The 12734-nt window shown below is 30.5% G+C and carries 10 protein-coding genes, 4 tRNA genes, 1 rRNA gene, 1 other RNA gene and 1 other annotated feature; of the genes, 14 read left to right on the top strand and 2 right to left on the bottom strand.

The window, feature by feature from the left end; genetic code table 11:
* The 10 genes from rrf to KQI18_RS13765 form a co-directional block, all read left to right on the top strand.
* Positions 1 to 91, top strand: a 5S ribosomal RNA gene (gene rrf, locus KQI18_RS13810); the annotation flags it as partial.
* Between the two features lie 1196 nt (positions 92 to 1287).
* Entirely contained in the window at positions 1288 to 2178 is an 891-nt protein-coding gene (locus tag KQI18_RS13805; RefSeq protein WP_216468507.1) for a mechanosensitive ion channel family protein, read from the top strand.
* Between the two features lie 306 nt (positions 2179 to 2484).
* Positions 2485 to 2692, top strand: a binding site (T-box leader).
* A gap of 81 nt (positions 2693 to 2773) precedes the next feature.
* Entirely contained in the window at positions 2774 to 4045 is a 1272-nt protein-coding gene (gene serS, locus KQI18_RS13800; protein WP_216468506.1) for a serine--tRNA ligase, read from the top strand.
* Between the two features lie 389 nt (positions 4046 to 4434).
* The gene (locus tag KQI18_RS13795; RefSeq protein WP_197314473.1) at positions 4435 to 4887 is read left to right on the top strand and encodes a nucleoside deaminase; all 453 of its coding nucleotides are present in this window, start codon (positions 4435 to 4437) and stop codon (positions 4885 to 4887) included.
* A 1-nt stretch (position 4888) separates the two neighbouring features.
* Positions 4889 to 4979, top strand: a tRNA-Ser gene (locus tag KQI18_RS13790).
* A 34-nt stretch (positions 4980 to 5013) separates the two neighbouring features.
* Positions 5014 to 5278: signal recognition particle sRNA large type (ffs, locus tag KQI18_RS13785), an RNA gene on the top strand.
* 65 nt (positions 5279 to 5343) lie between these two features.
* A complete protein-coding gene (gene dnaX, locus KQI18_RS13780; RefSeq protein WP_216468505.1) occupies positions 5344 to 6975 on the top strand; it encodes a DNA polymerase III subunit gamma/tau in 1632 nt (543 codons plus the stop codon).
* Positions 6976 to 7138: 163 nt separating this feature from the next.
* Complete coding sequence (locus KQI18_RS13775; RefSeq protein WP_216468504.1) at positions 7139 to 7483, top strand: YbaB/EbfC family nucleoid-associated protein; 345 nt, start codon at positions 7139 to 7141, stop codon at positions 7481 to 7483.
* 11 nt (positions 7484 to 7494) lie between these two features.
* Positions 7495 to 8094 carry a recombination mediator RecR gene (gene recR / locus KQI18_RS13770; protein WP_216468503.1) on the top strand — a complete coding sequence of 200 codons (600 nt, stop codon included), beginning with the start codon at positions 7495 to 7497 and terminating at the stop codon, positions 8092 to 8094.
* Between the two features lie 140 nt (positions 8095 to 8234).
* Positions 8235 to 8486, top strand: a complete 252-nt coding sequence (locus tag KQI18_RS13765) for a hypothetical protein (protein WP_216468502.1) — start codon at positions 8235 to 8237, stop codon at positions 8484 to 8486.
* Positions 8487 to 8580: 94 nt separating this feature from the next.
* Here the strand turns inward: KQI18_RS13765 and KQI18_RS13760 are convergent, their stop codons facing one another.
* Entirely contained in the window at positions 8581 to 9816 is a 1236-nt protein-coding gene (locus KQI18_RS13760; RefSeq protein ID WP_216468501.1) for an agmatine deiminase family protein, read from the bottom strand.
* Positions 9817 to 9922: 106 nt separating this feature from the next.
* Here KQI18_RS13760 and KQI18_RS13755 point away from each other — a divergent pair, with 106 nt between their 5' ends.
* Positions 9923 to 10747: a MerR family transcriptional regulator gene (locus KQI18_RS13755; RefSeq protein WP_216468500.1), complete on the top strand. Its 825-nt coding sequence runs from the start codon at positions 9923 to 9925 to the stop codon at positions 10745 to 10747.
* A gap of 142 nt (positions 10748 to 10889) precedes the next feature.
* Here the strand turns inward: KQI18_RS13755 and KQI18_RS13750 are convergent, their stop codons facing one another.
* Positions 10890 to 12104 (bottom strand): MGDG synthase family glycosyltransferase, encoded by a 1215-nt coding sequence (locus tag KQI18_RS13750; RefSeq protein ID WP_216468499.1) that lies wholly within the window; start codon positions 12102 to 12104, stop codon positions 10890 to 10892.
* Between the two features lie 320 nt (positions 12105 to 12424).
* Between KQI18_RS13750 and KQI18_RS13745 the strand changes: the two genes are divergently transcribed.
* From KQI18_RS13745 to KQI18_RS13735, 3 genes are all read left to right on the top strand, one after another.
* A tRNA-Asn gene (locus KQI18_RS13745) sits at positions 12425 to 12499 on the top strand.
* Between the two features lie 7 nt (positions 12500 to 12506).
* A tRNA-Leu gene (locus tag KQI18_RS13740) sits at positions 12507 to 12592 on the top strand.
* 17 nt (positions 12593 to 12609) lie between these two features.
* Positions 12610 to 12685 (top strand) — tRNA-Met (locus tag KQI18_RS13735).
* Positions 12686 to 12734: the final 49 nt, after the last annotated feature.

Genomic DNA, 12734 nt, shown 5'->3' with positions numbered 1-12734 from the left:
ACCTGTTCCCATTCCGAACACAGAAGTTAAGCTCTCTTGCGCTGATGGTACTTGGTGGGAAACTGCCTGGGAGAGTAGGACGTAGCCGCGTAATCTTTTTTAGTTTTTGTTTTTATGTGGAGGGGTTAATGTTTGAATTTTGAACGTATATGATGACGAAATTAGTTCATGTAGGCTGGCTAAGAAACCGCGCCAGACAGCTACAATCACTAACATCGCCCTCATATCCATTCGAAATGCAAACATTAACCCTTCATTATAATAAGAACTAAAACCTAAAGATTTCTTACGCTAAAGCTAATATATAGGGAAGAACAAAACCTTAATTAATATAAAGAGATTAGTTCATGTAGGCTGGCTAAGAAACCGCGCCAGACAGCTACAATCACTAACATCGCCCTCATATCCATTCGAAATGCAAACATTAACCCTTCATTATAATAAGAACTAAAACCTAAAGATTTCTTACGCTAAAGCTAATATATAGGAAAGATCAAAACCTTAATTAATATAAAGAGATTAGTTCATGTAGGCTGGCTAAGAAACCAGCCAGACAACTACAATCACTAACATCGCCCTCATATCCATTCGAAATGCAAACATTAACCCTTCATTATAATAAGAACTAGAACCTAAAGATTTCTTAAGCTAAAGCTAATATATAGGAAAGATCAAAACCTTAATTAATATAAAGAAATTAGTTCTTGTAGGCTGGCTAAGAAACCGCGCTAGACAGCTACAATCACAAACATCGTCATCATATCCATTCTAAATGCAATCATTAACCCTTCATTAGATTAAACCCCAAAACCTAAAGACTTCTTACACTAAAGCTTTGTTTTTGGGAAGATCAAAGTCAAAATCTATATCAAATTTACTTGTAGACTGGCTATAGAATCGAGCCAGACAGCTACAATCACTAACATCGCCCTCATATCCATTCTAAATGAAATCATTAACCCTTCATTAGGTTAAGAACTAAAATCTAAAAGCTTTTTACGCTAAAGCTACACTATGAAAAAAGTCAAATACAAGACCTAAGTAAATGACGAAATTAGTTTTTCTTGTGGGCTAGCTATTAAACCTCACCAGACTGCTATAATCACTAACATCTACCTCATATCCATTCTAAATGCGATCATTAACCCTTCATTAGATTAAGAACTAAAACTTTAAGGATTTTTAAGTTAAGCGGTTTTTTATTTCCAATTTTATACTTATTTTGTCATATATCTTTGTTATGTTATAATAGGTATTGGATTAAACTTAAACAGATAGGGAGGACATATGAATATTTTTGTTAATTCATCGAGCTTAAGTTCTGCTAATGCAGCTGCTAACTTGGCTAAAAGGACAATTGATAGTATGCTTTCAAGGATAATAGATAATGGTCCTAATATAATATATGGGATAATTATATTTATTATAGGAATGTATATTGCTAAATTTGTGAGAAATATAATACTAAAATTATTGATTAAATATAATATGAATAAAGGCATTTCGAATTTTATTGCTTATGCTATTTATGCATTAATACTTACTTTTGTTTCACTAGTTTCTTTAAATATGTTTGGAATTAAGACGACGTCATTTGTAGCAATGTTAGGGGCTGCTGGTTTCAGTATTGGTTTAGCCTTCAAAGAGATTTTATCTAATTTAGGCTCTGGCATGATTATTCTTTTCTTCAAGCCTTTTGAAATTGGAGATTATATTCAAGGATCTGGTGAGGAAGGTACTGTAGCAGATATTCAGATATTTAGTACTGTTTTAAAGACTCCAGATAATAAGACTATTATTATTCCAAATTTACAGCTTACTAGCAACAATATCGTAAATTATACTAATCAAAAAATGAGACGTGTCGATTATGCTTTTGACATATCTTATGATAGCGATATAAAATTAGTAAAAAGAATTCTAGATGATGTGTTTAAAGAAGATGTGCGTATATTAGATGAACCAAAACCTATTATTGGCCTTAATGCTATAGGTAATAATACTGTTCAGATTGTTGGAAAGCCTTGGGTTGAGACTGAAGATTACTGGGATGTTTACTACGATGTTATGGAAAAGATCAAGCTTAAGTTTGATGAACATAATATTAAGGTTCCCTATAGAAATATGCTTTCTTTGTACGACTTAAATCAGTTAAATATAGATTTAGAAAAGAAATAGATTAATTGATATAGAGGTTTTATAAATATTGGCATTATTCTAATCATGTAATGATAGATTTATTGTTGAGTTATATATAAAATCTCTATATTTTTTTATTATTTTATAAATATATTTATTTTTAGAATTTATATTATCTATTTTGATGTGTTTTTATTCAAATTAAGATGTTATAAGCATTTATTTTACAATAATTTCATAAAACATTGTGTTTGAGAATAAAAATTTAATTAAAATTTTATTTTTACTATTGAAAAGAGTTTATTTATGTAATATAATTAGTATCAATCAAATGAACAAAAATAAATATTAGCTAAGAAGGAACTTAGTAAGAATTATGTTTGTAAGCAGAGAGTGAGTGGCTGGTGAAAACTCATTGCAATATATTCTGAATCTACTCTGGAGCTTTAGTCTTAGACTACGTTTACCTACGTTACAGGGTTGAGAGGATTACAGGCGTTAAATGTAATCAACTAGGGTGGCAACGCGGATATGTAAGATTTTCGTCCCTTTTATGAGGGTTTCGGAGGTCTTTTTTTTTATTGCAAAAATTAATTATAACTATATATTTATGTAAATTTTAGGAGGATGTAATATGTTAGATATCAGAAGAATTAGAGAAAATTTAGATGAGATAAAAAAAGGTATGGATAAAAGAGGAGAAAAAGAGGTAGATTTTGATAAAATAATTGAGCTAGATGATATTAGAAAAGAAAAGCTACAAGAAGTTGAGGTTATGAAAAATGAGCTTAATGTAGAATCAAAAAAGATACCTGCCCTTATTAAAGAAGGAATAGATGTCACTGAAGCAAAAATTGTACTAAAGGATTTATCAGACAAAATAAAAGTTATAGATGATGAAATTAGAGACGCTGAGGGTGAGATAGAGTATCTTCTTATGAGAGTCCCAAATGTTCCTCATCCAGATGTTCCTCAAGGAACTACTGATGATGATAATGTTGAAGTTAGAACTTGGGGAGAGCCAACTAAGTTCGATTTTGAGAATAAACCACACTGGGAAATAGGAACAGGTCTTGGTATACTAGATTTTGAAACAGCAGGCAAAATAACAGGATCTAGATTTACACTTTATAAAGATAAAGGGGCTAGACTTGAGAGAGCCTTAATAAACTTCTTTCTGAATACACATACAGATGAGCATGGATATACAGAAGTTTTACCACCGTTTATAGCAAATAGAAAGAGCTTTGTAGGAACTGGTCAACTTCCAAAATTCGAAGAAGATATGTTTAAATTAGAAGGATTAGACTATTTCTTAATACCAACAGCTGAAGTACCTGTAACAAATATACATGCTGATGAAATAGTAGATGGAGATCAATTACCTATAAAATACTGTGCATATACTCCTTGCTTTAGATCAGAAGCAGGTTCAGCAGGAAGAGACACAAGAGGACTTGTAAGACAACATCAATTCAATAAAGTTGAGTTAGTTAAATTTGTTAAACCAGAAGATTCTTATAATGAATTAGAGCTTCTTACTCATGATGCAGAGATGATACTTCAAAAATTAGGTTTACCATATAGAGTTGTTAGAATATGCACAGGAGATTTAGGATTTACAGCAGCATTTAAATACGATTTAGAGGTTTGGATGCCAAGTTACAACAGATACGTTGAAATTTCATCTTGTTCAAACTTTGAAGACTTCCAAGCTAGAAGAGCTGGTGTGAAATTTAGAAGAGATAAAAAATCAAAAGCTGAATACGTTCATACATTAAATGGATCTGGCCTAGCTGTTGGAAGAGCTTTAGCCGCTATTTTAGAAAACTACCAACAAGAAGATGGTTCAGTAGTAGTTCCAGACGCTCTAAGAGGATTTATGGGAGTAGATGTAATTAGATAATTATTCTAATATAAAAAATAAAAGCTATACTACACTAAACATGATTTGTAGTATAGCTTTTAAAATTAATATAAATATATATTGAAAATTTTTTTTTGCATATAGTAGATCTATTAATCATTTATTAGATACATATAGTGAAATAGATTAAAAATAGAGATTAAGATAAAAATGTTTTGAATTTAATTAAACAAGAATTTCTTAGAAAGTATTAGAGATAAAATTTAAAAAACCAAATAAAAGATATTAAATTAATATACTACATTTACAAAGAAATTAAAGTATATTAGAATAATAAAAAGTATTATATCCAAAATGTATAAAAAATAAAGTTGAACTACAAAATAAACTATGATAATATAGATTTGTTACAAGGTTTTGGAGGTAGTATGGAGAATACATTATATATGATGGAAGCTTTAAAAGAAGCACAAAAAGCATACACTGAAGGAGAGACTCCTATAGGTGCTGTTATAGTAAAAAATGGTGAGATAATAGCTAAAGCCCATAATTTAACAGAAACCTTAAAAGACTGTACTGCACACGCTGAGATGTTGGCAATAAAAGAAGCATCTCAAAAACTTGGTGGATGGAGATTGATTTCTTGTGAAATGTATGTTACAATGGAACCTTGCATGATGTGTAGTGGAGCTATAGTGAATTCAAGGATAAAGAAGCTCATTATAGGTACAAAACATATTAAAAATTTGAATACTGAAAAACAACATGAATTTAAAATGGATTATTTTGAAAAAAATAATATAGATATACAATTTGGAGTGTTAGAAGATAAATGTTCAGTTGTATTACAAGATTTTTTTAAATCATTACGTAGAAGATAATGGAGAGATGGTCGAGTTGGTCGAAGGCGCACGCCTGGAAAGCGTGTATACAGGAAACTGTATCGTGGGTTCAAATCCCACTCTCTCCGCCAGAAAGTTTTATAATTAAATTTGGTTGTAATTTTGCTGTACTAGATGGGGAGGTAGCGGTGCCCTGTAACCTGCAATCCGCTATAGCAGGGTTGAAGTCCATCTAAAGGCTCAATTTTTGTAGGGCTGCCCTAAATAAGTGGTGTTGACACTTAGGTCCTGCGCAATAGAAGCTCATGAACCCCGTCAGATCCGGAAGGAAGCAGCGGTAAGTGATCACTTCTGTGTGCCGCGGGGGTGCCTAAGTCGAGCTAACTGTTTAGGTAACGCCTATGGAATTGTGTCGATAGATGGTGTACAGCATTTAATATATAAAAGACTAATCCCTTAAATACTGAGGGATTTTTTTAATAAGGAGAGATTAGAATGCACAAAGCATTGTATAGAACCTACAGACCTCAGACTTTTGAAGATATGGTCGGTCAAAGGCATATAATCAAGACTCTTAAAAATCAAATAAAAAATGATAATGTTGGACATGCTTATCTATTTACTGGTACTAGGGGTACTGGTAAAACATCAACTGCTAAGATATTTGCTAGAGCAGTTAATTGTATAAATCCAAATGATCAAGAGCCTTGCAACAAGTGTGAGGTTTGTGAGTCAATATTAAATGACAATACTATGGATACCATAGAAATTGATGCTGCTTCTAATAACAGTGTAGATGATATAAGAGAGCTTAGAGAAAGTGTCAAATATTCTCCTACCAATTGCAAATACAAAGTATATATTATAGATGAGGTACATATGTTGTCTCAAGGAGCGTTTAATGCTCTTTTAAAGACGCTTGAGGAACCTCCTTCATATGTAATCTTTATATTAGCTACTACAGAGCCACACAAGATTCCAGCGACTATTTTGTCTAGATGTCAAAGATTTGACTTTAAAAGGGTAACCATTAATGAGATGGTTAAAAGAATGAAGGATATTTGTACTGGAGAAAATATGGAGGTTGAAGAAAGAGCTTTAAATTTAATAGCATCCAATTCTCAAGGAGCCCTTAGAGATGCTTTAAGTATATTAGATCAATGTATGTCTTTTGGTGAAGATAAAATAACCTATGACGATGTAGTTGAACTTATGGGTACAGTAAATATAGAGCAACTTTTTGACTTGTCTCAGTATATAATAGATCAAGATATAAAAAAATCTCTTCAGAGCTTAAATGAATTTATATCTTGGGGAAAAGATATAAGAAACTTAATAAACGATCTGATAAGCCATTTTAGAAATATAATGGTGCGCAAAGTATCTAAAGATATTGACGATATTTTATCACTACCAGAAGATACGCTTGAAAGGATATCTAAACAGTCTGAAGGAGTAGATATAAACTCGCTTATTAGAATACTCAATGTTCTTTCTGAAACTCAAGACAGTATAAAATCATCTTCAAATCAGAGGGTAATGGTAGAAGTGGCAATTATGAAAATAGCACAGCCTATATTTGATGATAGTAAAGAGTCACTTCTAGATAGAATAGAAAATCTAGAAAAAATTATAGAATCAGGAAATATAAAAATAGCTTCGTATCAAAGTAGTGGAGAAGAAGCTTATGAAGAAGAGAAAATCGACCCAGTAATCAAAACAGAAAATAAGCATTATGAAGAGGTTAAAAGTGAAGATGTAGAACTGGTTGAATCTTCATGGAAGGAAGTCTTAAAGCAGATAAAAAAAGATAAGAAGATGCCGATTTACGCATTACTTACTGAAGCTAAAAATTTCAATGTACACAACAATGAGTTATTTATAGTATTTGATGATAAATTTAGTTTTGCTAAGGACAGACTTAGTGCTAAAGAGACTCATGAATATATAGAAACAGTTGTAAGAAGCATAATGAAGAGGAATTTTAGTATAAAAACTGTTTTAGCTTCAGATATTAAAAATATAAACTTTGAAGTTAAAGAAAAAAAAGATAAAGGCGTTGAGATACTAGAAAACATAGTAGATAGTGGGATTCTAGAAGTTAAAGATAAAGTAGAAGAAGACTAAGAAATATATATAATTTTTATTAATATAAAACTTAATAAAAGTAAAATAAAATTAACGTATAAAATTTAAAACAACATTTGCAAATTGATGAAAATTAAGATCAATAAAAACGTAATATGATATAATTATTAATATAAAAATAATTCAGGAGGAATTTTTATTTATGGCTAAAAAAGGTTTTGGCGGAATGCCAGGTGGTGCAAACATGAACCAACTAATGAAACAAGCGCAAAAGATGCAAGAAAATATGCAGAAAGCACAAGAAGAGTTAGAAACTAAAGAGTTAGAAGCTTCTGTAGGTGGAGGAGCAGTAACTGTAAAAATAAATGGTAAAAAAGAAATACTAGATATAACAATAAAACCAGAAGTTGTAGATCCAGACGACATAGAGATGTTACAAGACTTAGTATTAAGTGCTGTAAATCAAGCTATAAGAAGCGTAGAAGATATACAAGCAAATCAGATGAATAAGTTAACTGGGGGTATGAACATACCTGGTTTATTCTAGAAGGTGATTAGATGCAGGAATACACAATGCCTATAAATAGGCTTATAGAAGAATTCTCGAAACTACCTGGTGTAGGAAGAAAAACAGCTCAAAGACTAGCATTTCACGTTATAAATATGGATGATAAGGATGTAAAAGAGTTATCTCAAGCTATTTTAGATGCTAAAAACAATATAAAATACTGTTCGATATGCTGTAATATAGCAGACTCTGATCCATGTAGTATATGCTCTAATAAAAATAGGAATACTCATGTAATATGTGTAGTTGAAGATACTAGGGATGTAGCAGCTATGGAGAAAATAAGAGAGTTTAATGGTCAATATCATGTATTAAATGGGGTTATATCTCCAATGGACGGTATTGGTCCAGAAATGCTAAATGTAAAAGAATTAATTCAAAGACTTGGAAATCAAGATGTAAAAGAAATAATAATGGCTACAAATCCAACTATTGAAGGTGAAGCTACTGCTATGTATATAGCTAAGCTTGTAAAGCCAATGGGTATAAAGACAACTAGAATAGCCCATGGACTTCCGGTAGGTGGAGATCTTGAGTATGCAGATGAAGTTACTATTTCAAAAGCACTTGAGGGAAGAAGAGAGATATAATAATTAGAATACAGAAAAACTTTGATAAATACTTCAATATATAAAATAAATATTGGAGTATTTATTTTATATATTGAAGTATTTTAATTACTGTCGTATAATCATCTTAAAACTATTTTTATATTTGTTAGAGGTGCTAAATGAAGGGTGAAATGAATTTTGATGAGCATACTGCTATGAAGGAAAAAAGAATCAAAAAAATGAAATCAAAAAACAGAGAAAAATCCGAAGATAAAAACTCTGAAGTGGAGATTGAAGTAGACGACATTAGTCTTCTTTTAAAGAAAAAAACAAAAAATAATCCAAAGAGTAATAGTAAGAACAGTTCATTTAGGAATAATTACAAAAATTATCAATATGATTATGAAGAAGATCTTTACGAACCGTATTAATAGGTATGAAACATTTTTTAAAATTATAGGGAAAGCTCAGATAACTTTCCCTTTTTAGTATTTATTTAACTAAATTTATGTGATTTATTTAGTTTTATAAACAAGGAACATTTCTTGTGTGACAATGAACACCTCCACCATATAAATTTAGAGGTAAAACATCTACAGCTACCACTTTTCTATCAGGAAATACTGATTTTAATATATATAAAGCTTCATCATCTTTTCTTTTTACATCTAAAGGCATACCATCTTTATAGTATTTTTGGGCTATGACAATTCCATTAGCTATTAGAAAATTACAGTAACTCATTGCTGGTAAAACATTTATTTTACCTGTAGGAAAATCACTTCCATCTAAAAGTTTATCTCCTAATTCAAATCTAGCTTGCTCCCAATTAAAATAACAATCATCATCAGGAGTAATATCGACATATAAAGGCTCAGGAAAAGGCATTTTTATAATGTTAAAAGGCTCACCAGAAGCGTTTGTTTCATTTATTAGGACATTATATGCTAGATCTAATCTTTCTTTATTTAAGGCATGTAATTTACTTTTCTTTGCTTCCTCATCAGATATATTTGATATTAAAATAGTATTTTTATCAACAAACCTACACATTTCATCTATATGTCCATTAGCTGTTGCAGCTCTATAAGAAGTATATTCACCTGAACTAGATGGTATAGGACCTTCATATGATAGGTCATCATCGTAGGTACATTTTGGAATCCATATTATTTTTTCTAGATTGAATATTCTTTTTAATTCATTTTCAACTTCATTCTTTGTCATACCTGAATTTCTTTTTGTTACTTCTGTTTCTTCTATAGTCATTAGAATGCCATCGCCATTAAATTCCCTATCTCCACCTTCGCCAATAAGTCTCGTAAATATTTTATCTGTAGCACCAACTAAATTTGCATGGAACTTATCAAATTTTTCTAGAGTTCTAGAAAGAGGGTCAGTTTTAGTACAGTAACCATACATATCAAAATCGAAATCTACAAGAGCTTTATTTCCTTGGCTGTCTAACATAATTTCAGCACCAAAATCCCTTGGATAGACTATAGGGGCAGGGAATATAGTAAACTTAATTTTATTCAAGTCTAAATTACTTTCTTTAATTAGACCCATTGCCCTAGATTTTACAGTTTCATCATAACAACAGATTATACACTTAACATGATCTATTAGATTTTCTACTATCTCCAAACTAACTCCATCAATATAAAGCTCTTTTGTTGCATATGGAGCTAATGGCCAGATAATTAGAACTGATTCTTGTTTCTCAAACTCACCAACTGTTCTAAAGTTCTTGTTTTTCATATACTTTACAACTCCTTTTAAATTTATTTAAATAATTGTTTTATAATATGATAGACTATAGTGTAACACTATAGTCAATGCATAATATATTTAGGGAGGTGAAAGTATGAAATTTAACCCAAGTACACATTTTACAACTGGTGATTTCGCAAATTTGTGTGGAGTAACTAAGCATACACTTTATCACTATGATGAAATAGGGGTCTTTTCGCCAGATGTAGTTGATCTTAATGGATATAGATATTATTCAGTTGTTCAAATAGAGGTATTCCAGGTGATAAAGTTGCTAAAAGATTTAGGTATGCCATTAAAAGAGATAAAAAGTTATTTAGACAATAGGAGCCCTAAAAATCTAATTAAGGTATTAAAAGAGAAAGAAATTGAAATAAAAAATAAAATAATAGAACTTCAAGCTACAAATGAGCTTATAAATGAAAAAATAATTACTACACAAACCGCGTTAAAAGCAGATGTAAATAATATCGAAATAGTCGATATGGACGAAGAATATCTTATTTTAACTAAGCTTTTAGAAGGGGAAGAGCTAATGAAAATATCAGAATCACTTGCAGCTCATATTAAAAATTGTGAACAATATGGTATAGAAAGTCCTTATTCAATCGGAGAAATATTTACTAGAGATTCGATCGAAAATGAAAAATTTAATGATTATAAATTTTTTTATACTAAATTAAAACAAGTTAAAGATAATAAATATCTGTATAAAAAACAAAAAGGAACTTATCTAGTAGCATATCATAGTGATGGATTCGAGAATTCACATATTACATATTGGAAAATAATAAATTTTGCTAAAGCAAATAATTTGAACATAGATAATTACTTTTTTGAGGATGTACTATTAGACGAATTATCGATAAAAAACTACGATGAATACTTTTTACAAATTTCAGTTAGGTTATTGGATTAGAAAATTATTAGCAGTTAATAAAAAATATACAAACGACAACTAATTTGATATATAAAAAAACTGACTATCTTCAGATTAAGATAATCAGTTTCTTTAACAATGTTATATTATAATAGTAACTATACAAATTTTATTTTTTTTATTAATTTGAATGTACATCTGTTAGTATATCAACAATTAAATTCGATATGTTTTGAGATGAATTAGTTTTTCTAATAGACTTTATATTAGCCTTAAGCATCTCAAGTCTATTAGGGTCATCAATAAGAACTTTCAATAATATTGATATATTAAATTTTTTAGTTGGATGAAGTGCTGCTCCACAGTTCATTAAGAATTCTAAATTTTCCTGTTCTTGGCCTGGTATATAATAAGGAACTATCATAGGGACATCTTTTAAAAGTGCCTCTGTAGTTGTAAGTCCTCCTGGTTTTGTAATTAGCACATCTATAGAGGCTAGAATATCATTCATTTTATTTGTGTAACCCAGCACTACCACATCTTTGTTGTGTGGATGGCTAAGAATTCTTTTTTCGATTTTTTCTTTAAGAGAATGATTTCTTCCTGTTACCACAATAATTTGAAAATCTCTGTCTATATCAAGTAGTTCTTCTAACGTTTCTTTAATATTTCCAGCTCCAAAACTTCCACCCATCAGTAAAACAGTTAGTTTTTGAGATGTTAAGTTCATTTCTTCTAAGACTTCATTTTTATCTCTATGTGTTAAAAATGATTTCTCAACTGGAATACCATAACATCTGATTTTTTTATCTTCGACACCTTCATCAACAAGCAATTCTTCAACATATTCATGTCCTACTATGTAGTAGTCAATTTCATTCTGTATCCATGTAGAGTGAGTAGTATAATCTGTCAAAACTGATATTAATGGAGGAATGCTTAGATTGAAAAAATATTTGTGAAAAGGGTCTGCAGATTTATTAACCTTATTGTTATGTATAGCTACATTTTTTTTGAGCATACTTAAAGCTATCATCGGAAAAGGATGAGTGCCTATTATAATGTCGGGATTATAATTCTTAAGTAAGTTTATAAATTTTTTAGCCATAAATGATGTAAGTGGATTATCCTTAAATTCATTTTTTGAAATAAAGCTATTTTCTGAAATACGATAAACACTTCCATATGCTTTAGGCGTATAAAGTGCTGATTTTTCATAGCCCTGAGATATAATTTTGTCCATAGTGTTGTTTACCAATTTAAGGCTATCTATAATTTCACATTCTATTTTAAAATCATTATCCTCTCGATTGGTTAATTCTTCTTTTATAGCTTTAGCAGCTCTATTATGACCTCCACCAGTTGAGGCAGACATAATAAGTACTTTTTTTACCATAATAAAATCCTCCCAGATATTATAATTTATAGTTTATATAAATTGTGACAAAGCTATGTAAGTTATGTATAATTTATTACTAATAATCTAATATAATACTACAAAAATTACAAGTTTAGTTGAAAAATAAAAATATTTTCTGTTAAAATAGTATATAATATAAATAGTATGTAATTGTTTACAATTGAGGTAAAAAAAAATTATAAATAAGAGTATACAAAAAGTATTGACAATTAAATTTATAAATGATAATATAATACGTGTTCTGAATTTAAGAGAAATACTCTGTAACGATTCAGGAAATGTGTGGTATTTTATATTCCAAGGTAGCTCAACGGTGGAGCACTCGGCTGTTAACCGATAGGCTGAGGGTTCGAGTCCCTCCCTTGGAGCCATAAAAAAGCCGAAGTGGCGGAACTGGCAGACGCACAGGACTTAAAATCCTGCGGGACTTACCTCTCGTACCGGTTCGATTCCGGTCTTCGGCATTAAAAACCAACAATATCGCGGAGTGGAGCAGTTGGCAGCTCGTTGGGCTCATAACCCAAAGGTCGCAGGTTCGAGTCCTGCCTCCGCAACCATTAAAAAACATAAGGCCCGTTGGTCAAGCGGTCAAGACACCGCCCTTTC

This window comes from Metaclostridioides mangenotii (assembly GCF_018917235.1).
GTDB lineage: Bacteria > Bacillota > Clostridia > Peptostreptococcales > Peptostreptococcaceae > Metaclostridioides.
The sequence above is the reverse complement of the archived record's forward strand: the minus strand, read 5'-3'. Positions and strand labels throughout refer to the sequence as shown.

Excerpts from the sequence above, each read along its gene's own strand:
- KQI18_RS13805 (WP_216468507.1), top strand. The coding sequence starts at position 1,288 with ATGAATATTTTTGTTAATTCATCGAGCTTAAGTTCTGCTAATGCAGCT.
- serS (WP_216468506.1), top strand. The coding sequence starts at position 2,774 with ATGTTAGATATCAGAAGAATTAGAGAAAATTTAGATGAGATAAAAAAA.
- KQI18_RS13795 (WP_197314473.1), top strand. The coding sequence starts at position 4,435 with ATGGAGAATACATTATATATGATGGAAGCTTTAAAAGAAGCACAAAAA.
- dnaX (WP_216468505.1), top strand. The coding sequence starts at position 5,344 with ATGCACAAAGCATTGTATAGAACCTACAGACCTCAGACTTTTGAAGAT.
- KQI18_RS13775 (WP_216468504.1), top strand. The coding sequence starts at position 7,139 with ATGGCTAAAAAAGGTTTTGGCGGAATGCCAGGTGGTGCAAACATGAAC.
- recR (WP_216468503.1), top strand. The coding sequence starts at position 7,495 with ATGCAGGAATACACAATGCCTATAAATAGGCTTATAGAAGAATTCTCG.
- KQI18_RS13765 (WP_216468502.1), top strand. The coding sequence starts at position 8,235 with ATGAAGGGTGAAATGAATTTTGATGAGCATACTGCTATGAAGGAAAAA.
- KQI18_RS13760 (WP_216468501.1), bottom strand. The coding sequence starts at position 9,816 with ATGAAAAACAAGAACTTTAGAACAGTTGGTGAGTTTGAGAAACAAGAA.
- KQI18_RS13755 (WP_216468500.1), top strand. The coding sequence starts at position 9,923 with ATGAAATTTAACCCAAGTACACATTTTACAACTGGTGATTTCGCAAAT.
- KQI18_RS13750 (WP_216468499.1), bottom strand. The coding sequence starts at position 12,104 with ATGGTAAAAAAAGTACTTATTATGTCTGCCTCAACTGGTGGAGGTCAT.